This is a genomic window from Blautia sp. TM10-2, assembly GCF_003480845.1.
In the GTDB taxonomy this organism is placed as follows: Bacteria; Bacillota; Clostridia; order Lachnospirales; family Lachnospiraceae; genus Fusicatenibacter; species Fusicatenibacter saccharivorans.
Window position 1 is genome coordinate 168432 of sequence record NZ_QUJZ01000004.1, and the last position, 24161, is coordinate 192592.

Here is a 24161-nt window from a genome sequence, read left to right on the forward strand (position 1 = left end):
ATGTAAGTATGTACCGAAGGCTATTTCGGGAATTAACGACTGTGGAGTGTACATGGACCTACGAGTAGATATGATTTCGGTCAATCAAAAGTATACACACTGAAGCAGTAAGTAAGATTCGTGAGAACTTACATTATCTCGATGTGATAAGTATATTTAATCACATTTTGAGTGGCAGGACATGACAGAAGATGAATGATATGAAGCGTCTGCTCTCGTATGCAGGTCCCTACAAGCGGGATATGATTTTCGGAGCAGTGCTGGTATTGGTAGAAACGTGTTTTGAACTTTTTATTCCGATTCTGATTTCCAATCTGATTGACATCGGCGTTGCGAACGGCGATATCCCTTACATTTACCGCAAGGGAATCCAGATGGGAGTCTGCGCGCTCTGTGCGCTTGTGACCGGAATTTTATACGCGCACTTTGCGGCGCGGGCGACGTACGGCTGGGGAGCTGAGATCCGGAAGGCGGAGTATGAGAAAATGCAGCAGTATGCATTTTCCAACCTCGACCACTTTGCGGTATCATCCCTGATCACCCGTATGACGACGGATGTTACCGTCATCCAGAATATGGTAAGCGCCGGCTTCCGCCCGATCACGCGCGGACCGTCGCTTCTGATTATGGGAATCGGCCTTTCATTCTATATGAATCCGCGGCTGGCATTTGTATTCCTTGTATGTACCCCGCTTCTTGGCTTTATTCTCTCCCTGATTGTGCGGAGAGTTGCCCCGATGTACACAAAACTGCAGTCCATGGTGGACCGCCTGAACAACGTTGTCCAGGAGGGGCTGACCGCGATCCGTGCCGTCAAAGCTTTCGTGCGGGATGAGTACGAGGAAGACAAATTCAACGAGGTCAACACCGACCTGACCGCAGCGAGCGAGCAGACGTTCCACTACGCCGTGCTGAATCTGCCGGCATTTCAGGGCGTCATGTATACCGCGATCGTGCTGATTCTGTGGTTCGGCGGAAATATGATTCTGAAAAAACAGCTTGCCGTCGGAAACCTGACCGGATTTCTAAGCTACGTCATGCAGGTCATGAACTCGATGATGATGATTGCAAACGTCTTCCTGCTTCTGACCCGTTCCATGGCGAGCGCACACCGGATTGTCGAGGTGCTCGATGAGAAAATCGTGCTCACCTCGCCGGAAAATGGTGTAACAGAAGTGACAGAGGGCAGCGTGGAGTTTGACAACGTATCGTTTAAATACAAAGAAGAAGCAAAAGAGTACGCACTCTCCGATGTTACGCTGAAGATCAAAGCTGGTCAGACGGTAGGAATCCTCGGAGGAACAGGTTCTTCGAAAACGACGCTGGTGCAGCTCATTCCGCGTCTGTATGATACCAGCCGCGGCACCGTCCGCGTCGGCGGAAAGGATGTGCGCGCGTACGATCTTGCCGCTCTCCGCGATGCAGTCAATATCATTCTGCAGAAAAACGTGCTGTTCTCCGGAACCGTGCGTGAAAACCTGAAATGGGGCAATGTGGATGCATCCGATGAGGAGATCTGGGAAGCATGCCGCGCGGCGTGTGCGGATGAATTTTTGAACCGCATGCCGGACGGCCTCGACACCGTGCTCGAGCAGGGCGCAAGCAACCTCTCCGGAGGCCAGAAGCAGCGTCTCTGCATCGCGCGTGCGCTGATCGGAAAGGCAAAAATCCTGATCTTCGATGATTCGACAAGTGCGGTCGACACGGCAACGGAGAAAAAGATCCGCGAGGCACTGGCGGCGCGGAAGAATGTCACAAAAATTATCATTGCGCAGAGAGTAACATCCGTCATGAATACGGATCAGATCATCATTCTTGATGACGGAAAAGTACACCGGATCGGCACGCACGCTGAACTGCTGGCGGATGACCCGATTTATCAGGAAATTTACGCCTCACAGATGAAGGGAGGAGACGAAAATGGCAGCGAGAGCTTATAGCGGAAAGAAACCAAAGAACCTGAAACACACGCTGCGCGTCTTCCTGTCTTATCTGGGACGGCACAAAAAAATGCTCGCAGTCGTAGCGGTACTGGTAACAATCAGCGCGGGAGCCAACCTCCTTGGAACGTATATGATCCGCCCGGTAGTCAACGGACTGGCGGACGGAGATGTGCACACACTGCTGCGCGGCGTGCTGATTACGGCACTCATTTTCGGGTGCGGCGCACTCGCAGCATACGGCTACACGCAGACCATGGTAAAAGCAGCACAGCAGGTTGTCTTTGATATCCGCCGCGATCTGTTCGAACACGTCCAGACACTGCCGCTGCAGTTCTTCGACAGCAGACGCCACGGCGATATCATGAGTCTTTTCACGAACGATATCGACACGATGGCAGATGCTCTGAACAACAGTTTTGCGATGGTTATCCAGAGCTTCATCCAGATTGTGGGAACACTGACCTTGCTGTATATCCTGAACTGGCGGCTCTCACTGATTGTAACGGTGTGCTACGGTATCATGTTCTGGTATATCAAGTTCAGCGGAAAGCGCAGCAAGGGTTATTATACGAAGCAGCAGAACAGCCTCGGAGAACTGAACGGCTATATTGAGGAGCTGATCACCGGACAGAAAGTCGTCAAGGTGTTCCACCACGAAGAAGAGAGCTTTACGGAATTCTGCAAAAAGAATGAGGAGCTCCGGAAAGCGGGAACCGGCGCGCAGGGGTATGCGGCGACGATGGTTCCTGTCGTTGTCAGCATTTCGTATGTCAATTATGCGATTGTGGCAGTGCTCGGCGGCCTTCTCGCCCTGCACGGAAAAGCCGATATCGGAAGCCTGGCAAGCTACCTTGTCTTTGTCCGCCAGGCGGCGCTTCCGATCAACCAGTTCACCCAGCAGAGCAACTTCCTTCTCTCAGCGCTCGCCGGTGCGGAGCGTGTCTTCGACGTGATGAGCCTGGAGCCGGAAATCGATGAGGGAAAAGTGGAACTGGTCAACGTAAAAGAAGAGAACGGCGCACTTGCCGTCTGCGAAGAGACAACAGGCCGCTGGGCATGGAAGCGCCCGGACGGAACGATGACGGAATTAAAGGGCGATGTGCGTTTTGAAAACGTGGATTTCGGCTACACGGCAGACCGTCTGATCTTAAAGAACATCAGCCTGTATGCCAAACCAGGTCAGAAAATTGCTTTTGTCGGTTCCACAGGAGCCGGAAAAACGACGATCACGAACCTGATCAACCGTTTCTACGACGTCCAGGGCGGCGCGGTTGTCTACGACGGCATTGACGTAAAAGATATCGAAAAAGACGCTCTGCGCCACTCCCTCGGTATCGTTCTGCAGGATACCCATCTGTTCACGGGAACCGTAGCAGAAAACATCCGTTTTGGAAAACTCGATGCCACGCAGGAAGAAATTGAACATGCGGCCAAAATTGCGAATGCGGATTCCTTCATCCGCCGTCTGCCGAACGGCTACGACACGATGCTGACCTCCGACGGAGCCAACCTCTCCCAGGGCCAGCGCCAGCTTCTCGCGATTGCCCGTGCCGCCGTTGCCGATCCGCCGGTGCTGATTCTTGACGAGGCAACATCTTCCGTTGACACCAGAACCGAGGCGCTGATCGAAAAAGGAATGGACCAGCTCATGGAGGGCAGAACCGTATTTGTCATCGCCCACCGCTTAAGCACCGTGCGAAACGCCAATGCGATCATGGTGCTGGAGCAGGGAAATATCGTAGAGCGCGGCGACCACGACGCACTTCTGGCACAGAAAGGAAAATATTATCAGCTCTATCATGGAATGTTTGAGCTGAGTTAAAAAGAAAGGAGTAAAGAGTATGAGAAAATATAACCGTATTTTTCTGATCGTCCTGGATTCTCTCGGAATCGGGGCGATGGCGGATTCGGAGAAGTTTGGGGATGTCGGTGTCAATACCTTCGGCCACATCTGGGAGAGTCAGGGAGGCCTTGAAATCCCGAACCTGCGCCGCCTCGGCATGGGAAATCTCTGCGGTGTGACAGAGGATGAGGCAAAGGGTTACGCCAGAAGACTGAACGAGGCGAGCAACGGAAAAGACACCATGACCGGCCACTGGGAGATGATGGGAATTTACACGACAAAGCCGTTCGTTACGTTCACCGACCACGGATTTCCGAAAGAACTGATCGACGAGCTGGAAAAACGAACCGGCAGAAAGATCATCGGCAATAAGGCGGCGAGCGGAACGGAGATCCTCGATGAGCTGGCAGAGCGCGAGATCGAAAACGGAGAACTGATTGTCTATACCTCGGCGGATTCCGTACTGCAGATCTGCGGCAACGAGGAGACGATGGGACTGGAGACGCTGTATCATTACTGCGAGATTGCCCGTGAGCTGACCATGAAAGACGAGTGGAAAGTCGGCCGTGTCATTGCAAGACCGTACGTCGGAAAGAAAAAAGGAGAGTTCGTCCGCACCGCAAACCGTCACGACTACGCTGTCAAACCGACGGGAAAAACCGTGCTCAACGCGATGCAGGAGGCAGGATATGATGTCATCAGTATCGGAAAAATCAACGATATTTTCTGCGGCGAGGGCATCACGGAGAGTCTGAAATCCAAGAGCAGCGTCCACGGCATGGAGCAGACGATTGAGACGGCAGGAAAAGATTTTACCGGACTGTGCTTTGTCAACCTCGTCGATTTCGATGCACTCTGGGGCCACAGAAGAAACCCGGAAGGCTACGGAAAAGAGATTGAAAAATTCGATGTGAACCTTGGAAAGCTGCTGGAGCAGTTAAAAGACGACGATCTGCTCCTGATCACGGCAGACCACGGCAACGACCCGACTTATACCGGAACGGACCACACCAGAGAACAGGTGCCGCTCCTTGCGTACTCACCGTCTATGAAGGAGAGCGGCCTTCAGGAGACGAAGGACACCTTCGCTGTGATCGGCGCATCCGTTGCAGAGAACTTCGGCGTAAAAATGCCGGAGGGAACGATCGGAACATCGATCCTGGAATCGTGGAAATAAGGAAGCGATGGCGTTTTCAGCTGAGGCGGTAAGAACCTTTCGAAAGTTTCACAAGCTGTCCTTCTTCGAGCAGCTTCTTTAAAACCCGCTGGAGCTGGCGGCGGCTGCAGTGGAGCTGCATGGCCATCTTTTCCACGCCGGAAAACGTCTGATCCGGACAGCGCTCTGAGAGATAAGAGAGGAAGGATTCCTCGAGCGTGGAAAAATTCGACTGGGAGCTGGAATAAAGCATCAGCTTTTCGGTGACAGAGTTTAAAAGATATCGTAAAAAGCGGTTGTCGTTCAGCAGAAGCTCTTTCGTGGAAGCGAGCGGCAGAACAATACAAAGCGCGGTGGTGCGTGCCTCGATCTGGTGCGTATCATCGCGTTTTCCGCAGAATTCCATATCGCCGATGCAGGTAAAGCCGTCGAGATAGCCGATCGGGTAGCTCGTGCCGTCGGCGCGGTTGGCGCTGATCTCGATGGAACCGTCCACGAGGAACGAGAGGTATTCCTCCGGATTCAGCGTGTCGAGCCGTTCGCCCTTTTCAAACTGATACAGAGAAAATGCGAGATCCGGGGTATCGAAAAGAGATGGGATCTCATGTTTCTGAAGATAAAAGTCCAGCAGAGCCGGATCAAAAATTCGTTTCATAGGAAAATCCTTTCACAGAAAAATTTTTTGGAAAACTTTTTCTTTATTGTGACATATGACACAAGAAAAAGCAAGAAAGTCTGCTAAGATAAACCAGAATGAAAAATGTTACAGTTTGCTGGGTACCAGTGAACTGTAACCGAAAAAGAGGAAAGGGGAGTTTTCAAAATGGAAAACGAATTATTTGAGAAAACAAAAGTGTCCAAAGCATATATGACGCTCGCACTTCCGGTCGTGCTCGGCATGGTCGTGTCGCTGATCTATAATATGGTAGATACTTTTTTCATCGCGCGGACCGGAAACACGGCACTGATTGCCGGCGTATCGCTCGGCACACCGATTTTCACGCTGATGATTGCACTCGGTGACATCTTCGGCGTCGGCGGCAGTTCCGTCATTTCGCGCCTCTTCGGTAAAAAAGAGTACGAGGACGGAAGACGGATCAGCGTATTCTGCTTTTACGCAGCGATTGCTGTCGGCATTGCGGTCAGCATCATCCTGCTTGCCGCCAAACAGCCTATCCTTGGCCTGCTTGGCTGTGATGAGACGACGTGGCAGTATGCGGGGGACTATTACCAGTGGATTGCACTCGGCGCACCGTTTATCATCCTGCAGCTGACGCCGAACAATCTTCTTCGGACCGAGGGCTTCGCAAAAGCCTCGATGATCGGAACAATGCTGGGAGCCGTTGTCAACATCATTCTTGACCCGATCTTTATTTACACGCTCGGCATGGGAGCAGCCGGAGCAGCGATTGCAACGGTGATCGGCAACATCTGCGGTGATATTTTCTATGTTATCTTTATGATAAAGAAATGCCGCTATCTCTCCGTCGATTTCCGAAAACTGAAAATGACCGGAGCAGAGGTGCTCGCCGTTCTTGCCATCGGCATTCCGGCATCCGTCACAAACTTCATGCAGAGCATCGGCGTGACGCTGACGAACCGATTTTTGCAGCCGTATGGAACGGACAAAGTTGCAGCGATGGGAATTGCTTTGAAAATTATTATGATTTCTGTTCTTGTGATGGTCGGTTTCGCTTTTGGCGGACAGCCGCTGGTCGGATACAATTATGGAGCGAAAAATAAAAAACGTCTCAGTGAGACGATCCGCTTTGCCTTCCTCCTGGAAGTGCTGACCGGTGCCGGAATGGCGGTTGTGCTCGGTGCGGCGGCTCCGCTTCTCGTGGGACTGTTCTTAAAAGAGGCGGATGTCATTGCAGTGGCCCAGCAGATCCTTCGCGTCCAGCTCATTGGTATGCCGTTTGTTGGTATCGTACTCGCATCGACCTGTATTTTCCAGGCGATCGGAAACGGGGCAGGAGCAATGATTCTTTCAGCAGGACGTCAGGGCGTGATTTTTGCCATTGTAATTTTCTGCGCTTCAAAACTTGCCGGTTTTTCCGGTGTTATTGCCTCCCAGCCGGTTTCTGATTTTCTGACCGCATCGGTGGCTGTGATGATTCTGCTTCAGTGGAAAAAGAAAGAATTTGCAAAATAAGAAAGAACAGCAAAGCTGCTGCGGCACAGCGTTCCGGAACGGGAACCTGCCGCAGCCGCTTTTGGCGTGCGCAAAAAAACAGAATTCCTGCACAGGCGGCCGCTATGTCAAAAACACGTAAAAGTGATGAAAAAACGTCTCTTAATTCGGCAGTATTACGGGATTGCATTCTGAGAAAACAAGATATAAAATGGCATGAGATTCGACAAAAAGGGGAAGCAAAAACATACGACAATAGGGAGGACATCACATGGCAACAAAGAAAAGTGCAGTAAAAGATCTGACAAACGGCAGTCCGGTAAAACTGATTCTGGGGTTTGCACTGCCGCTGCTGCTCGGCATGTTGTTCCAGCAGTTTTACAGCATGGTCGATACGATTATTGTAGGAAAATTCTTAGGCGCGAAAGCGCTCGCGGCTGTTGGAAGCACAGGTTCGATCAACTTTATGATCGTGGGATTCTGTATGGGAGTCTGTAGCGGATTTGCAATTCCGGTTGCGCAGATGTTCGGGGCAGGAGACCGGAAAGCGCTGTGCCGGTATGTAGGAAATGGAGCCGTCCTGGCCGGTATTCTTTCCGTGGTGATGACCGTTCTTGTCTGCATCTGGTGCCGCGACATTCTGATTCTGATGAAAACCCCGTCCGATATTCTGGACGGTGCATACGCTTACATCTTTGTTATTTTCCTCGGAATTCCGCTTATGGTGCTCTATAACCAGACATCAGCAATCATGCGGAGCCTCGGCGACAGCCGCTCCCCACTGATTTTCCTCGGTATCTCTTCAATACTGAATATCGTGCTAGATCTTGCGCTGGTCCGCCCGATGGGAGTAGCGGGAACCGCGTGGGCGACGATTATCGCGCAGGGAGTCTCTGGATTCCTGTGTCTCTTTTATATGAAGAAAAAATTCACCATCCTTGCTTTTACGAGAGAGGACTGGAAGCTGCACAAGCATTATGTGCTTAATCTGTGCAATATGGGAATCCCGATGGGACTGCAGTATTCAATCACCGCGATCGGAAGTGTTATTTTGCAGACCGCTGTCAACGGCCTTGGTTCCACTGCGGTTGCATCTGTTACGGCTGCCGGTAAAATTTCCATGTTCTGCTGCTGCCCGTTCGACGCGCTCGGCTCCACTATGGCGACGTATGCCGGACAGAACGTCGGTGCGAAGAAGATGGATCGTGTCAACACCGGTATTTTGACAAGTTCCATTATTGGAAGCGTGTATTCCGTGGTCATTTTAGGAGTCATGTTTCTGTGGTCCCGCCAGATTTCGCTTCTCTTTGTAGATGCATCTGAGACGGTCATCCTCGACCAGGCGCGTCAGATGCTGCTGATCAACATGGTATTTTACATTCCGCTGACCCTTGTCAATGTCGTACGCTTTACCGTGCAGGGCATGGGCTTCAGCAAATTTGCAATCCTTGCCGGCGTCTGCGAGATGATCGGCCGTTCGGTGGTAGCCTTTTTCCTGGTTCCGTATTTTGGTTACACCGCAGTCTGCTTCGCAAGCCCGGTGGCATGGATTCTCGCCGATCTGTTTCTCGTTCCGGCGTACCTGTACTGCGCAAAAACGCTTCGTTCTCTTTTTGAGAAAAATGCGCAGATGATGTAAGCCGTGCCGCAAGATGGACAAGCTGTTTCAATTCTGGTATAATGGAGCCTGGATTTTAGGAAAGCTGAAAAAGAATCCCATAGAAGAGAGGAAGATATCCTATGAAACAGTCGGTATTAGAATATAAGAAACTTCTGGAGCAGGAAGGCCTTCTGGTGGAATTTGCAGAGCCGGAAGGAAAAGAAGGAGAGGACAGACCCGTTACCCTCGTAACGTATTTTTCGGGCGGAGCGGATCAGGGAACGCTGTTTCTCTGCAAAGGAGCTGCATTCAAAGAGGCATACTTAAAAGACGCCGTAAACCGCGGTGCTGTTGCCTATGTAAGTGAAAAAAAATACGAAGCGGGAAAAGAAATTCCGGCGCTCATCGTCAACGATGCCAGAAAAGCACAGTTTGTGCTGGGTGAGGCGTTTTACGATTATCCGGCAAAGTCGCTGCATGTCACGGCGCTGACCGGAACAAAAGGAAAGACAACGACAGCCTACTACCTGCAGTCGATGCTCGATGCCTGCCTGAAAAAACAGGGCGGAAACGGATGTGCACTGTTAAGTTCGATTGAATATTACGACGGAAAGACGAGAGAAGCATCAACGCTCACCACGCCGGAATCCCTGGAGCTGTGCCGTCATATGCGCAATGCCGTAGATGCAGGCCTTTCCCATATGGTGATGGAAGTATCCTCCCAGGCGCTCAAATACGAGAGAGTCGGAAACACGCATTTTGATACCGCCATTTTCCTGAACATCTCCAAGGACCACATCAGCCCGACGGAGCACAAGGATTTTGATGATTATTTCCAGTCGAAATTAAAGATCTTCGACCGCTGCACCTGCGCCTGCGTGAACCTGGACAGCGACCATATCGGGGAAATCCTGAAAGCTGCGGCAAAATGTGAGCGCGTCGTTACGTTTGGATCGAAAGAAAATGCTGTAATCCGCGTGAGTGATATCAAGCCGGGCAGAGGAAAATTCTATTTCCATGTGGCAGGACCGGATTTCTCGGAAGATTTTACCCTGCCGGTGCACGGAGCCTTCAATGTGGAGAATGCCGTAGCTGCCATTGCGGCTGCCTGGTCGATGGGAATCCCGGTTTCGCTGATCAAGGAAAGCCTCCTTGGCGTCACCGTTCCGGGAAGGATGGAGACGTATGAGAGCAGCGCGGGCGAGGTCACGGCGATCGTGGATTTCGCGCACAATGGCCTGAGTTTTGAAAAAATGTTTGATACCGTAGCACTCGAATACCCGGGGAGCCGCGTAAGCGTTGTGTTCGGAACCCCGGGCGGAAAAGCATTCAACCGCAGAAAAGATATGGGTGAGATTTCCGGAAAACGGGCGGACCGGATTTTCCTCGTACCGGATGATCCGGGAAACGAAGATCCGCAGGCGATCTGTGAGGAGATCGGCGGGTACATAGCAAAGGAAGGTGCATCCTTCCAGATCCGCATGGACCGCGGAGCAGCAATCCGGGAGGCGATTCTTGGCGCCGTACCGGGAGAGGTTGTTCTGATCCTTGGAAAAGGCGCGGACGTGACGATGCACGTCGGAAACGGAAATGTGCCGTACCGGTCAGATGCCGTCTATGCAAAAGAGGCGCTTGCCGAATATGGAAATGCATTTGCCGAAGCGGCAACGGCCCGTGAAACAGAAGAATAGAAGCAAAAACAGAAAAAACAGAGCAAAAAAGACACGGAACAGAAAAATCCGTGTCTTTTTTGCGTCTGGCGGCAGCAGAAATGAAAATCAGACAGGAAATTTGGCGGATACATCCTACAAAATGTAGAAAAGAAGGACAGAAACTAGCCCGTATGACGAAAAGTTGTTAAAAATATAACGAACGAAAGTTAGACGTGTGAAACTAAACACAGAAAGCAAAAACCCGGGAACCATGCGGAAAAAGACGAATTCTGCGGGATGAAGGACAAAGCTGTAAGTTTTTGGAAAGAATTCTTGTGAAAAAGAACAAAAAATGGTATAATTGTATTGAAATATATCCAGAACACCCCTTCTGGAAGCGTACGGGCTCAGTGAGAAAAAAGATTTCACGAAAATGCTCGAAAAAAACACTTGTTAAATTCTTGTCATAGTGCTATGATAAGGAAAGTGAAAAATTTATCAATCACAAAAACCAACTAGGGGTATTTTAGAAAGGAGTATTTATGAGCAGCAAGATTACCATCATTGGAGCTGGAAGCGTTGGATCTACGATCGCCTATACACTGTCGAACGAAGACATCGCGTCTGAGATTGTTCTCATCGATATTAACAAGAAAAAAGTAGAGGGAGAGGTTATGGATATCGCGCAGGGTACCTGCTTCCGCGATCCGGTCTCCATCATCGCAGGTGAGTATGAGGATGCCAAGGACTCTGATATCGTAATTATTACTTCCGGTATTGCAAGAAAGCCTGGCCAGACCCGTATTGAGCTGACCCAGACCAACGTAAACATCTTAAAATCCATCACACCGGAAATCGTAAAAGCGGCTCCGAATGCCATCTACATCATTGTAAGCAACCCGGTTGATATCATGACCTACGTGTTTACAAAGATCTCCGGACTTCCGGAAAACCAGATCCTTGGTTCTGGTACCATGCTGGATTCCGCGAGACTTCGCTGCGGACTGTCTGAACACCTCAACATTGCCCAGAAAAACATCCACGCTTACGTATTCGGTGAGCACGGCGATACTTCCTTCATTCCGTGGAGCGGCGCTTACGTTTCCGGTGTCAGTCTGGACGAGTACTACGAGACCGTAGAAAAAATGGGCAGGAACGTAACCAAGATCGACAAAGATGCTATGCTGGAGTACGTAAGAACTTCCGGCGGACAGGTTATTGCAAACAAAGGAGCTACTTTCTATGCAGTATCTGTTGCAGTATGCAAACTGGTAGCAACCATTCTTTCTTCTTCCGATTCTGTAGCAACCGTATCTTCCATGATGCACGGTGAGTACGGCATCGAGGATGTATGCTTAAGCACACTGACCCTCGTTGGACCGAAAGGCGTACAGGGCAAGATTCCGATGCGTATGACAAAAGAGGAAGTAGAAAAACTCAAAGCAAGTGCCGACGCATTAAAAGCAGTTATCGCACAGATCGAGCACTAAGAGCGGGCAATAAGCTCAAAACATAAAATTTATGGCAGTGGCAGAAAGTGCGAAAGAGCGGTATCTCCCACTGCCTTAACGTGCGCCTGAAGAAATTTTCCGCCGGGTGTACATAAAAAGAGTACCGGAAATTTTTCCGGTGCCGGACAGAAGATACCGCAGGAAAAATGGAAACCAACAGGAGCAAGTAAGAAAGGAGCAATTCCATGACCTACAGTTATTTTCCGGGCTGTACGCTGAAGAACAAAGCAAAAGATCTGGATCATTATGCCAGAGAGTGCGCAAAAGTTCTGGGATTTGAACTGGAAGAAATTGAAAACTGGCAGTGCTGCGGAGCTGTGTATCCACAGGCATCCGATGAAATCGCCACAAAACTTTCTTCGGTTCGCGCCTTAGCAGACGCCAAAGAAAAAGGACAGGATCTGATCACAGTCTGTTCCGCCTGTCATCACGTGATCAAACGCGTAAACGATGACATGGCGAATGTAGAAGACATTCAGACAAAAGTAAACAACTACATGGCTCTTTCCGAGCCATATCTTGGCGAAACGAAAGTACTTCATTATCTGGAAGTGCTGCGTGACGTCGTTGGATTTGACAAGATCAAAGAGAAAGTGGTAAACCCATTAAAAGGAAGAAAAATCGGCGCATATTACGGCTGTATGCTGCTTCGTCCGAGCACCACAATGCAGTTTGACGATCCGGAAAATCCGACAATCATTGAAGACTTTATCAAGGCCCTTGGCGCAACACCGGTCGTATATCCGATGAGAAATGAGTGCTGCGGCGGCTACATATCCCTCAAAGAAAAGAAAATGGCATCCAACATGGTAGACCAGATCATGGCATCCGCATCCTACAAAGGAGCAGAAGAACTGATCACTGCATGTCCGCTTTGCATGTACAACCTGCGCAATAACGGAACAAAAGAAGGTCTTCCGGTTACCTACTTTACCGAGCTTCTTGCAGAAGCACTCGGCATCAAAGAGGAGGTGCAGGCATGAAAATTGCAACATCCGATGAAATCCGTGCCATCGCCGGTGTGGATACCAGAAAATGTATGAAATGCGGTAAATGTTCCGCATCCTGTCCTGCTTATAACGAAATGGACATCCGTCCGCATCAGTTTGTATCTTACGTACAGAACGGCGATGTGGAAGCACTGATGAACTCCAAGTCCATCTGGAAATGCCTCTCCTGCTTCGCATGTGTAGAGCGCTGTCCAAGAGACGTAAAACCTGCCAAACTGATCGAGGCAGTTCGTCTTTCCGTGATCCGTCAGAGAGGAGAGAATTATCTTTCTCCGGATGAAATTCCGGCTCTTCTGGATGATGAGACTCCGCAGCAGCTTCTGATGAGTGCATTCCGTAAATATAGAAAGTAAAAAACAACCCATCCACAGAAAGGTGAGAGAAAAGTGCAAAGAATAGGAGTATTTGTCTGCCACTGCGGTACAAATATTGCGGCTACGGTTGATGTCAAAAAAGTTGTTGACGTCATCAGCAAAGAGCCGGGTGTTGTTCATGCAGAGGATTATCAGTATATGTGTTCCGAAACGGGTCAGCAGAAAGTGATCGATGCCATTCAGAACGAGCATCTGACCGGCGTTGTCATCTGTTCCTGCTCTCCGCGTATGCATGAAGGAACGTTCCGCAAAGCAGCAGAAAAAGCGGGCCTGAACCCGTATCAGCTGGAGATTGCAAACATTCGTGAGCAGTGTTCCTGGATTCATAAAGACATGGAAGAGGCTACCGAGAAGGCCGTAATTCTGGCCCGTGCAGCCGTTGCTAAAGTTATGCTGGATACCCCGCTTACCCCGGGCGAGAGCCGCGTTGTAAAACGTGCGCTGGTGATCGGAGGCGGTATCGCAGGTATTCAGACTGCACTGGATATCGCAGATGCAGGCTATGAAGTAGATATCGTAGAGAAGACCCCGAGTATCGGCGGAAGAATGTCACAGCTTGACAAGACATTCCCGACCCTCGACTGTTCTTCCTGTATCCTGACTCCTCGTATGGGAGAGGTAAACGCGCATGAGAAGATCAACATCTATACCTACAGTGAGGTAGAGAGCGTTGGCGGATTCGTCGGTGATTTCAAAGTAGACATCCGTAAGAAAGCAAGATACGTAGATATGGACAAATGTACCGGATGCGGACTCTGTCAGGAGAAATGTCCTTCCAAGAAGAACCTGAGCGAGTTCAACAGAGGCCTGTCCAACCGTACTGCAATCTACACACCGTTCGCACAGGCAGTTCCGAACGTACCGGTTATTGATACTGCAAACTGTATCCACTTCAAAACCGGAAAATGCGGTATCTGCTCCAAAGTCTGTGCAGCAGGTGCAGTAAACTACGACCAGAAAGATGAAGTAATCACCAGAGAGTACGGCGCAATCGTTGTGGCAACTGGTTTCGATACCATCAGTCTGGACAAGTTTGACGAATATTATTACAACCAGAGCAAAGACGTAATTACCTCCCTTGAGATGGAGCGTCTGATGAATGCTGCCGGTCCGACAGGCGGTAAAGTAGTACGTCTTTCCAACGGCGAGCATCCGAAGGATATCGTATTTATCCAGTGTGTCGGTTCTCGTGACGTGACCTGCAGAGGAAAGAGCTACTGCTCCAAGATCTGCTGTATGTACACCGCAAAACAGGCTATGCTGGTGCGTGACCATTATCCGGATGTCAATGTACATGTCTTCTACATTGATGTTCGTACCCCGGGTAAAAACTTCGATGAGTTCTATCGCCGTGCGGTAGAAGAGTTTGATGTAGACTACATCAAAGGCCAGGTAGGAAAAGTATCCGAGGCTCCGAACGGACGTCTTCTGGTACAGGGTTCCGACCTGCTTGACAACCGTCAGATCAAAATGGAAGCAGACCTTGTTGTCCTTGCAACTGCCATCGAGCCGAGCAAAGATGCAAGAAAACTGGCTACCATGCTGACCGCAAGTATGGATACCAACGATTTCTTTACTGAGGCACACGCAAAGCTGCGTCCGGTAGAGTCCCCGACCGCAGGTGTCTTCCTCTCCGGCGTATGCCAGGGACCGAAAGATATCCCGGAGACCGTTGCACAGGCAGGAGCTGCTGCTGTCAAAGTAGTCGGACTGCTGGCAAAGGACAAACTGACCACCAACCCGTGTACAGCAGAATCCAATCCGCTGTTCTGTAATGGATGTGCATCCTGTGAAAAAGTCTGCCCATACGGCGCAATTTCCTACGAAGACCGTCAGGTCAACGACCATGGAATCCGTGAAACCAGACATGTGGCAGTCGTTAACGGCGCACTTTGCCATGGATGCGGTGCATGTACCGTTGCATGTCCGTCCGGCGCTATGGACCTGAAAGGATTCTCCAATAGACAAATTCTCGCGGAGGTAGATGCAATATGCCGATAGATAACAACGAAAACAAAGAATTTAAGCCAGTCATCGTGGCATTCTGCTGCAACTGGTGCTCCTACGCAGGAGCAGACCTGGCAGGTTCCAGCCGTCTTTCCTATCCGGCAGACGTAAAGATCATCCGTGTTCCATGTTCCTGCCGTGTCAATCCGCTCTTCATCTTAAGAGCATTCCAGAAGGGCGCTGACGGAGTCATCCTCTGCGGATGCCATCCGGGAGACTGCCATTACAGCACAGGAAACTATTATGCAAGAAGACGTATGACCCTGCTGTTCTCCATGCTGGATTACATGGGCGTTGAGAACGGACGTACCCGTGTGGAATGGGTATCCGCCGCAGAAGGTGTGAAATTCTCCCAGACCATGAACGAGTTCATCGAGCAGGTTACAAGCCTTGGTAAGAATGTCAGATTGGAGGATTTACGATGCAAGAAAAATTAGTATCCCGCGCAAAAGAGCTTCTGTCTGACGGTACCGTAGTCCGTGTTCTTGGCTGGAGAAAAGGTGACACTGATTTCAGTGCAGAGCCTGCATTCTTCGAGACTGCCGAGAGCCTTTCCGAGTTTACCTACGACGGATTCTGCGGCGCAAACCTTAGCAAATACATGATTAAAGCATCGAAAGAAGAAGGAAAAACACTCGTTTTCTTAAAACCGTGTGATACTTACAGCTTTAATCAGTTAATCAAAGAGCATCGTGTGGATCGCGAGAAAACCTATATCGTCGGCATCGGCTGCGATGGAAAACTCGATATCGAAAAGATCCGTGAAGCAGGATGCAAGGGTATTACCGCTGTAACAGAAGACGGCGATACCATCAAAGTGGCAACTGTTTACGGCGACAAAGAGCTCGCAAGAGAGGATGTTATCCTGGAAAGATGCAAAGCCTGCAAGGGCGGAAAACACGTTGCCTACGACGAGCTGGCAGAGAACTGCGACGAAGAGAAACCGGCAAAAGAAGGCCGTTTTGAACTGGTTGAGAAGCTCGAGGCAATGGCTCCGGAAGAGCGTTTCGCATTCTGGCAGAACGAACTGTCCCGCTGTATCCGCTGTAATGCATGCCGTAACGTATGTCCGGCCTGCAGCTGTATCAAATGTGTCTTCGATAATGACCGTTACGATACCGCACAGAAAGCAAATACGACTACATTTGAAGAGCAGATGTTCCACATTATCCGTGCATTCCACGTTGCCGGACGCTGCACCGACTGTGGCGAGTGTTCCCGTGTATGTCCGCAGCACATTCCGCTGCACCTGCTGAACCGTAAATTCATCAAAGATATCGACGAGTTCTACGGAGAGTATCAGGCAGGCGCCGATACCGACAGCCGTGCACCGCTCACCAACTTCACACAGGAAGATGTAGAGCCAAGTATCGTTAAGGAAAGGGGTTAAGGGATGTATCAGATTAGCAGAGAAAAAATGCCGGAGCTCCTTGCCGCTGTTGCAAAGGAGATGGATCTTTTCCTTCCGGTACAAAACAATGGAATTACCAATTTCGGTTTCTGGACCGAGGACGCAGACGTGGATCTCGATACCTTAAAAACCGTAAAATCCCCGAAAGATGCCTTTTTCCCGCAGAGTGAAATTCTTTACTCCTGCTATCAGAAGGCAAATAAAACCAGCATTGAACCGGCTGCCTTAAAAGACGCACCGTTTGCTATCTTCGGCGTTCGTCCGTGCGATGTCAGAGCGTTCGATGTTCTGGACCGCGTTTTCTTAAGCGAGCCTGCAGACGTTTACTATGCAGCAAGAAGAGAGCACGGCATCGTTGTTTCCCTGGCTTGTCATGAGCCGGAAGACAGCTGCTTCTGTAAAACCTTCGGCATCGATGCTGCAGAACCGGCAGCAGATGTTGCTATGTGGCAGGTAGCTGACGGTTATGCATGGGAAGCAAAAACCGAAAAAGGCCAGAAACTGACCGAGCTTGTAAAAGCTTACCTGACCGAGCAGGATCTTACCAAAGAAGTAGAGGCTGAGAAAGAAGCAATCCGTACTCTGATCGACAAGATGCCAAACAGCAACCTTTCCCTCGAGGGATGGGGCGTTGGCAAGACAAAAGAACGTTTTGACGATCCGAAGTGGAAAGAACTTTCCGATGCCTGCTTAGGCTGCGGAACCTGTACGTTCTCCTGCCCGACCTGCCAGTGCTACGATATCAAAGACTTTAACACCGGAAACGGTGTACAGCGTTACCGCTGCTGGGATTCCTGCATGTACTCTGATTTCACCATGATGGCAGCAGGAAACAACCGTACCACACAGCTGCAGCGTTTCCGTCAGCGTTTCATGCACAAACTGGTATACTTCCCGGACAACAACGACGGAATGTATTCCTGCGTCGGATGTGGACGCTGCGTAGAGAAATGCCCGCAGTCGCTGAACATTGTCAAAGTAATCAAACGCATGGGAGGTACCAAGTAAATGTGCAATTGTAGTTGTGGAAGCGAAGAAAAGAAAAACGCTTTGCTGCCGCAGGTCGGTATCATCACAGATATCCGCCGCGAAACACCGGACGTAAAAACATTCCGTATCGTTCGTCCGGACGGCACCAAGCTGTTTGAACATATGCCTGGCCAGTGCGCAATGCTCTGTGTACCGGGTGTCGGAGAGGCACTGTTTTCCATTACCTCTTCCCCGACAAACAAAGAGTACCAGGAGTTCTCCATCAAGGAGTGCGGTACTTTAACGAATTATCTTCACAACATGTCCGTAGGAGATGAAATCCTGGTTCGTGGACCGTATGGAAATCATTTCCCGGTAGAAACCGTATTAAAAGGACAGGATCTGCTGTTCATCGCCGGAGGTATCGGACTTGCTCCACTGCGTTCTGTTATTAATTACGTACTGGACAATCGTGATAACTACGGTACCGTAGATATCGTTTACGGTTCCCGTTCCAAAGACGATCTGGTACAGTTAAAAGAGATCCAGGAAGTATGGGCGAAAGCAAAAGATGTCAACGTGCATCTGACGATTGACCGTGAACAGGAAGGCTGGGACGGCCATGTAGGATTCGTTCCGAATTATGTGAAAGAACTGAACATGTCCGTTGACAAAACAGCTCTGATCTGCGGACCGCCGATCATGATCAAATTTGTTCTTCAGGGACTTCAGGAGCTGGGCTATGAGAAAACACAGGTTTACACCACTTTGGAGCTTCGTATGAAATGCGGTATCGGAAAATGCGGCCGCTGCAACATCGGAGACAAATACGTCTGCAAAGACGGCCCGGTTTTCCGCTGCGACGAGATTGACGAATTACCGAACGAATATTAAACGGAGGTTGAAGAAAATGCAGGAAATGGTAAATATTTACGTTTACGGCAAAAAGTATTCCGTACCTGGCGATCTGACCATCATGACCGCTATGGAGTACGCCGGATATCAGTTAAAACGCGGATGCGGATGCCGTCACGGATTCTGCGGTGCATGTGCGACCATCTACAGAATCAAAGGAAAAAATGAACTGAAAACCTGTCTGGCATGTCAGACACAGGTAGAAGACGGCATGTATATCGCAAGCCTTCCGTTCTATCCGATCGACAAGAGAACATACGATATCGAAGAGATCAGCGCAGAGCAGAGAGTCATGATGGATCTGTATCCGGAAATCTACAGCTGCGTTGGATGTAATGCATGTACCAAAGGATGTCCGCAGAGCCTGAACGTTATGCAGTATATTGCATACGCACAGAGAGGCGACTTCAAGAAATGTGCAGAAGAGTCCTTCGACTGCATCGGCTGCGGAATCTGTGCATCCCGCTGTCCGGCTGGTATCTCCCATCCGATGGTAGGAGAGCTGGCAAGACGTCTGAACGGAAAATACATTGCTCCGAAGTCTGAACATGTAAAGAACCGTGTAGCAGAGATCAAAGAAGGAAAATTCGATGATCTGATCGAGCAGGTTATGCAGAAACCGATCGAAGAAATGCAGGAACTTTACAACAACCGTGAGATCGAGAAATAAGGAGGGAATTTCGAATGTATACACTGGCCAATATGCAGGACTCTATTAAAAAGGTAGAAGCTACCAGAGCCCAGAGAATGGCAACAGAGCCAAGAAGAATGACAGCGGATGAGAAAGATGCCCTTCTTGCAGCATATCATCCGGACTATAAAGAGGAAGGCTTCATCACCCTGAAAGTCGGCCCGAACAAAGGTGAGAAAGTTCCGACAGAGCTCGGCTATCTGCTGGAGTCCAACAGCCGTATCCTCGGTGTTGACATCGACCTTGACAAAGTAGATTATGACGTAGATGTACTGGTTATCGGTGCCGGTGGAGCAGGTTCTTCTGCAGCTATCGAGGCTCACGAGGCTGGCGCAAACGTTATGATTACCACCAAACTGAGAATTGGTGATGCAAACACCATGATGGCAGAAGGTGGAATCCAGGCAGCGGACAAAGAAAACGATTCCCCGGCACAGCATTATCTGGATGCGTTCGGCGGCGGACACTTTGCTGCAAGACCGGAACTGCTCCGCAAACTGGTTATGGAAGCTCCGGATGCAATCTCCTGGCTGGAAAACCTGGGCGTTATGTTTGATAAAGATGAGAATGGCCGTATGGTAACTACGCACGGCGGCGGAACTTCCAGAAAACGTATGCATGCATGCCGTGACTACTCTGGAGCAGAGATCATGAGAACACTGCGTGATGAAGTCATCAACCGCGGTATTCCGGTGATCGAGTTCTCTTCCGCAGTAGAGCTGATCAAAGACGATAAGGGACAGGTTGCAGGTGCTGTTCTCCAGAACATGGAGACTGGCGAGTACCAGGTAGCAAAGGCAAAAACCGTTATCATCGCAACAGGTGGTGCGGGACGTCTTCACTACAACAACTTCCCGACATCCAACCATTACGGTGCAACCGCTGACGGTCTGATCCTTGGATACCGTGCAGGCGCTCCGCTTCTGTATCAGGATACCATTCAGTACCATCCGACCGGAGCTGCTTACCCGGCTCAGATCTTCGGTGCTCTGGTAACCGAGAAAGTACGTTCTCTGGGCGCAATGCTCGTAAACGTAGACGGCGAAGCATTCATGCATCCGCTGGAAACCCGTGATGTATCTGCAGCAAGCATCATCCGCGAGTGCTCCGACGACCGCAACGAGGGCGTTGAGACTCCACAGGGCAAGGCTGTATGGCTGGATACTCCAATGATCGAGCTGATCCACGGAGAAGGCACCATTGAGAAGAGAATCCCGGCTATGTTCCGTATGTTCATGCAGTATGGCATCGATATGAGAAAAGAGCCGATCCTGGTTTACCCGACGCTGCATTATCAGAACGGTGGACTGGAAATCAACGGCGAAGGCTTTACCAACACCGTAAGCAACCTGCTCGTAGCAGGTGAGGCAGTTGGAGGAATCCACGGAAGAAACCGTCTGATGGGTAACTCTCTGCTGGATGTTATCGTATTTGGCCGTGATGCAGGAAAAGCTGCAGCAGCAAAAGCAAAAGACGTAACACTTGGAAAGATGAATCTGGATCATGTGGAGAAATATGCTGAGACCTTAAAAGAGGCAGGCATTGACACCGGTATGGTATCTCCGCAGCTTCTGCCGGATTATGCAGGAAAGAGACACCTGTAAAATGCAGTAACCGCGAAAAAGCGTGGCCCGGGGCAGAAATACTGTCCCTGGACACGCTTTCCGTGCTGAAAATCCATTGGATGATCGGTATGATAAAATAGCAAGGAAAGAAAGGTGGAGAATCCCATGCGTGAAATTCAGGCTAGTACCATTACGGATGTGGTAGAGAAACTTTGTATCGAAGCAAACTACCATCTTCCGGAAGACGTAAAATGTGCCATCACAGGCTGCCGTGCCTGCGAGGATGGCGAGATTGCAAAAGGTGTTCTGGACAAAATCGTAGAAAATTATGAGATCGCAGACGCACAGAACGTGCCGATCTGCCAGGATACCGGAATGGCATGTGTTTTCCTGGAAATCGGACAGGATGTGCACATCGCAGGAGGAGATCTTGCAGAGGCAGTCAACGAAGGTGTCAGAAGAGGATATGACAAAGGATACTTAAGAAAATCCGTTGTCAAAGATCCGGTCAGAAGAGGAAACACCGGCGACAATACACCGGCTATGCTCTACACCGAGATCGTTCCTGGCGATCAGATCAAAGTAACCGTAGGCCCGAAAGGCTTCGGAAGCGAAAATATGAGTATGATCCGTATGTTCAAGCCGTCCGCAGGTCTTCAGGGAATCAAGGATTTCATCCTGGAAGTTGTTGAGACAGCAGGCCCGAACCCATGCCCGCCTATGGTAGTCGGCGTTGGTATCGGCGGAACCTTCGATAAATGTGCACTGCTTGCGAAAAAAGCACTGATGCGCCCGATCGATTCCGAGAACCCGGATCCGTTCTACGCAGATCTGGAAAAAGAAATGCTGGAGAAAGTCAACAAACTCGGCATCGGACCGCAGGGCTTTGGCGGAAAAACCACAGCCATCGGCCTCAATATCGAGACAATGCCGACTCATATTGCGGGAATGCCGTGTGCAGTCAACATCAACTGCCATGTTACCCGTCATAAAACGGAGGTGATCTGATCATGGAAAAACATATTCAGCTGCCTTTAACAGAAGAACTGGCAAAAACACTGCATGCCGGAGATACCGTATATCTGACCGGAACTATCTATACTTCCCGTGACGCCGGACATAAGAGAATGTGTGAAGCGCTCGCAAGAGGAGAAAAAATCCCGTTTGATCCGACAGACGCTACGATTTACTACGTAGGACCGACCCCTGCAAAACCAGGCCAGGTCATCGGATCTGCAGGTCCTACCACCAGCGGCCGTATGGATGCGTATGCTCCGACCATGATGTCCGTAGGCGCAAGAGGAATGATCGGTAAAGGCGCACGTCTTCCGGAAGTTGTAGAAGCCATGAAGAAATATCATGGCGTATACTTCGGAGCCATCGGCGGAGCCGGCGCACTGCTTGCAAAATGCATCAAAAAAGCAGAGCTGATCGCATACGAAGATCTTGGCGCAGAGGCACTTCGCCGTCTGGAAGTAGAGGATATGCCGCTTTTCGTTATCATCGACTGTGAGGGAAATAACCTGTATGAGATGGGAAGAAAAGAGTATTTAGAAGCGCATAAAGAAGACTAAAGGTTATGCTTCGACGGGTATCTGTGAATGATGATAACGACGAAATAGCATAATACAAGAGAGACCATAGAGCTGTCTGAAAAAATCAGACAGCTCTCAAGCTGAAAAGGCATCAGGGCATTGACACTTGCAAGCGACTTTCGGCAGAAAAAGAAATGAAAGAGGAAGAAAAACATGACTGTAGAAATGATAAGCCACTTACTGGAAGCACTGATGATCCTGTGCTTTGGCCTGTCCTGGCCGCTGTCCATTTATAAATCCTGGACTTCAAGAACAGCAAAAGGAAAGAGCCTTTACTTTGAGGTGTTCATCTGGATCGGATATATTTTCGGTATTGCCAACAAATTCATCAGCTATATGAACAACCCGGACAAAGACTGGATCTTTTTCCTTGCGTGGGCTTTCTATTTCCTGAACATTGCAGAGATCACGGTAGATATGGTGCTGTACTTCCGCAATGTAAAACTGGATAAGAAAAGAGAAGCAGAGAAATAAAGCAGCGGAATACAGTTAAACGAATCCCCGTCCGTGCGGCAGATTATGCTGCATGGGCGGGGATTCTTACGTTTGTCTTAAGTTGCCTTACGATTTCTAAGATGGATTGCATGGTGGGGAGATCGTTTGATATAATGGGAGTATCAGAAACGAAAGCCAAAAATCGGAAGGGAGGATTTTTATGAGACGGTATGCATGGGTAACAGCAGTGTGTCTGGCGGCACTGATGGCAGGCGGATGCGGAAATCAGACAGGGCAGGAAACCAAACAAAATTCGGTGAGCGTATCGGAGAGTGCAGCATCCGGTGAACCAGAGGCAAAATCAGATGATGTGGGATCGGATGGAGATGCGGTGAAAGAGGCCGGGGATGGTTTGGAGAACGACGAAGAAGGAAAAAACGAAAAAGGAGCTTCCGCCGTAAAACTGGAAGAGGGAGAAATCTACCGGGATGATCTGGACGGGGATGCGTCAGAGGAAGAAGTTTCTTTTTCTTTTGAGGGTGATGGGAAAAATGGTCATGACTTCGAAAACTATAAGTATATTCTGACGCTCAACTATGGAGAGCATGTGAAGCAGTTCGAGATCCTGGGCGGATATGAAGCAACCTGGATAATACGAACAAAGAGTGGTGGCCACTATTTGTATCAGGAATCGTATCACGAAGACGGACTATATTCGGTAACCGTTTTCCGGGTATCATCGGATGAAGCTGTGGACCTTGGCTGTCTGGATGGAAGAATTGGAGATAACGGTATAGAAGATGTCAATGCGTTTTCCTGGGTGGAAAGAATCAATCTGCTGGGAACGTATAAAGGGGAACGGAATGTCGGGATCGGAAGCGAGGGGCTCCCGGAGGCGAAAGAAGATGCGTGGAAAATTATCTGGGACAAAAAACCGCTCGTTCTGAAGCAGGAACTGGAAGTTATCGTTCAAAACGAAGACGGAAGCACAGAAAACAGAGTCCTTCCGGCAGGTACGGAACTGATCCCACAGGAAACCGATAAAGAAACGTATCTGGATGCAGAAACTTCGTATGGAACACAGTGCCGGATTGAAGTGGAGACAGAAGACGGATATACTTATATGATTCACGGGGTAGATGAGCATGCATATTTTGCAGATCTTCCGTATGCCGGATAAAGCCGCGAAAAGAAGGGATTGCAGGAACGGGAAAAGAACGGTATACTGTGTATAGAATCTGCTTGACTTAAAGTGCACTTTATAGTTTAGAATAAAGAAAGCTGGAGATTTGCGGTGTCAGAAAAGAGAAGGTTCTGACAAAGCAGAGGTTTCGGCTTTCTTTTTATGTT

22 protein-coding genes are annotated in these 24161 nt (G+C 49.7%); 21 read left to right on the forward strand and 1 reads right to left on the reverse strand.

Annotated features, from left to right (window positions below):
• Nucleotides 1–200: 200 nt before the first annotated feature.
• From DXD92_RS05405 to DXD92_RS05415, 3 genes are read left to right on the forward strand one after another with little or no spacing between them, the layout of a single operon-like run.
• The gene (locus tag DXD92_RS05405) at nucleotides 201–1940 is read left to right on the forward strand and encodes an ABC transporter ATP-binding protein (RefSeq protein ID WP_334294900.1); all 1740 of its coding nucleotides are present in this window, start codon (nucleotides 201–203) and stop codon (nucleotides 1938–1940) included.
• Nucleotides 1921–3765 (forward strand): ABC transporter ATP-binding protein, encoded by a 1845-nt coding sequence (locus DXD92_RS05410; protein ID WP_118640235.1) that lies wholly within the window; start codon nucleotides 1921–1923, stop codon nucleotides 3763–3765. The genes DXD92_RS05405 and DXD92_RS05410 overlap by 20 nt, the downstream gene beginning before the upstream one ends.
• Before the next feature lie 19 nt (nucleotides 3766–3784).
• Nucleotides 3785–4963, forward strand: coding sequence for a phosphopentomutase (locus DXD92_RS05415; protein WP_055219378.1), 1179 nt, complete (start codon nucleotides 3785–3787; stop codon nucleotides 4961–4963).
• A 16-nt stretch (nucleotides 4964–4979) separates the two neighbouring features.
• Here DXD92_RS05415 and DXD92_RS05420 read toward each other — a convergent pair whose 3' ends face one another.
• Nucleotides 4980–5597, reverse strand: a complete 618-nt coding sequence (locus tag DXD92_RS05420; protein WP_055219376.1) for a hypothetical protein — start codon at nucleotides 5595–5597, stop codon at nucleotides 4980–4982.
• A 168-nt stretch (nucleotides 5598–5765) separates the two neighbouring features.
• On the opposite strand from DXD92_RS05420, the gene DXD92_RS05425 reads away from it, so the two are divergent.
• The 18 genes from DXD92_RS05425 to DXD92_RS05505 all read left to right on the forward strand — a co-directional run bounded on the left by DXD92_RS05425 (nucleotide 5766) and on the right by DXD92_RS05505 (nucleotide 23991).
• The gene (locus DXD92_RS05425; RefSeq protein WP_117509215.1) at nucleotides 5766–7097 is read left to right on the forward strand and encodes an MATE family efflux transporter; all 1332 of its coding nucleotides are present in this window, start codon (nucleotides 5766–5768) and stop codon (nucleotides 7095–7097) included.
• The gene (locus DXD92_RS18360) at nucleotides 7070–7372 is read left to right on the forward strand and encodes a hypothetical protein (RefSeq protein ID WP_147326094.1); all 303 of its coding nucleotides are present in this window, start codon (nucleotides 7070–7072) and stop codon (nucleotides 7370–7372) included. Before DXD92_RS05425 ends, DXD92_RS18360 begins: the two co-directional genes overlap by 28 nt.
• Entirely contained in the window at nucleotides 7348–8715 is a 1368-nt protein-coding gene (locus DXD92_RS05430) for an MATE family efflux transporter (RefSeq protein WP_055219374.1), read from the forward strand. Before DXD92_RS18360 ends, DXD92_RS05430 begins: the two co-directional genes overlap by 25 nt.
• A gap of 101 nt (nucleotides 8716–8816) precedes the next feature.
• Entirely contained in the window at nucleotides 8817–10367 is a 1551-nt protein-coding gene (locus DXD92_RS05435) for a Mur ligase family protein (protein ID WP_055219372.1), read from the forward strand.
• Between the two features lie 503 nt (nucleotides 10368–10870).
• Nucleotides 10871–11818, forward strand: coding sequence for an L-lactate dehydrogenase (locus DXD92_RS05440; RefSeq protein ID WP_055219369.1), 948 nt, complete (start codon nucleotides 10871–10873; stop codon nucleotides 11816–11818).
• Nucleotides 11819–12024: 206 nt separating this feature from the next.
• Nucleotides 12025–12822 (forward strand): CoB--CoM heterodisulfide reductase iron-sulfur subunit B family protein, encoded by a 798-nt coding sequence (locus tag DXD92_RS05445; RefSeq protein ID WP_022461168.1) that lies wholly within the window; start codon nucleotides 12025–12027, stop codon nucleotides 12820–12822.
• Entirely contained in the window at nucleotides 12819–13202 is a 384-nt protein-coding gene (locus DXD92_RS05450; RefSeq protein WP_055219367.1) for a 4Fe-4S dicluster domain-containing protein, read from the forward strand. The genes DXD92_RS05445 and DXD92_RS05450 overlap by 4 nt, the downstream gene beginning before the upstream one ends.
• 33 nt (nucleotides 13203–13235) lie before the next feature.
• A complete protein-coding gene (locus DXD92_RS05455) occupies nucleotides 13236–15224 on the forward strand; it encodes a CoB--CoM heterodisulfide reductase iron-sulfur subunit A family protein (RefSeq protein WP_055265381.1) in 1989 nt (662 codons plus the stop codon).
• On the forward strand, nucleotides 15215–15667 hold the full coding sequence (locus DXD92_RS05460; protein ID WP_055265382.1) for a hydrogenase iron-sulfur subunit: 453 nt from the start codon (nucleotides 15215–15217) through the stop codon (nucleotides 15665–15667). Before DXD92_RS05455 ends, DXD92_RS05460 begins: the two co-directional genes overlap by 10 nt.
• Nucleotides 15652–16620: a 4Fe-4S dicluster domain-containing protein gene (locus DXD92_RS05465; protein ID WP_055265384.1), complete on the forward strand. Its 969-nt coding sequence runs from the start codon at nucleotides 15652–15654 to the stop codon at nucleotides 16618–16620. The genes DXD92_RS05460 and DXD92_RS05465 overlap by 16 nt, the downstream gene beginning before the upstream one ends.
• 3 nt (nucleotides 16621–16623) lie before the next feature.
• A complete protein-coding gene (locus DXD92_RS05470; RefSeq protein WP_117801696.1) occupies nucleotides 16624–17649 on the forward strand; it encodes a 4Fe-4S dicluster domain-containing protein in 1026 nt (341 codons plus the stop codon).
• The gene (locus tag DXD92_RS05475) at nucleotides 17650–18504 is read left to right on the forward strand and encodes an FAD/NAD(P)-binding protein (RefSeq protein WP_022461174.1); all 855 of its coding nucleotides are present in this window, start codon (nucleotides 17650–17652) and stop codon (nucleotides 18502–18504) included.
• Between the two features lie 16 nt (nucleotides 18505–18520).
• Nucleotides 18521–19195 carry a 2Fe-2S iron-sulfur cluster binding domain-containing protein gene (locus DXD92_RS05480; protein ID WP_055265389.1) on the forward strand — a complete coding sequence of 225 codons (675 nt, stop codon included), beginning with the start codon at nucleotides 18521–18523 and terminating at the stop codon, nucleotides 19193–19195.
• Between the two features lie 14 nt (nucleotides 19196–19209).
• The gene (locus tag DXD92_RS05485) at nucleotides 19210–20820 is read left to right on the forward strand and encodes an FAD-binding protein (RefSeq protein WP_055265391.1); all 1611 of its coding nucleotides are present in this window, start codon (nucleotides 19210–19212) and stop codon (nucleotides 20818–20820) included.
• 126 nt (nucleotides 20821–20946) lie between these two features.
• Nucleotides 20947–21789: a fumarate hydratase gene (locus DXD92_RS05490; RefSeq protein ID WP_055265393.1), complete on the forward strand. Its 843-nt coding sequence runs from the start codon at nucleotides 20947–20949 to the stop codon at nucleotides 21787–21789.
• A gap of 2 nt (nucleotides 21790–21791) precedes the next feature.
• On the forward strand, nucleotides 21792–22355 hold the full coding sequence (locus tag DXD92_RS05495) for a Fe-S-containing hydro-lyase (protein ID WP_118640236.1): 564 nt from the start codon (nucleotides 21792–21794) through the stop codon (nucleotides 22353–22355).
• Nucleotides 22356–22529: 174 nt separating this feature from the next.
• The gene (locus tag DXD92_RS05500) at nucleotides 22530–22850 is read left to right on the forward strand and encodes a hypothetical protein (RefSeq protein WP_022461179.1); all 321 of its coding nucleotides are present in this window, start codon (nucleotides 22530–22532) and stop codon (nucleotides 22848–22850) included.
• A 181-nt stretch (nucleotides 22851–23031) separates the two neighbouring features.
• Entirely contained in the window at nucleotides 23032–23991 is a 960-nt protein-coding gene (locus DXD92_RS05505; RefSeq protein ID WP_118640237.1) for a hypothetical protein, read from the forward strand.
• The last annotated feature ends 170 nt before the right edge of the window (nucleotides 23992–24161 follow it).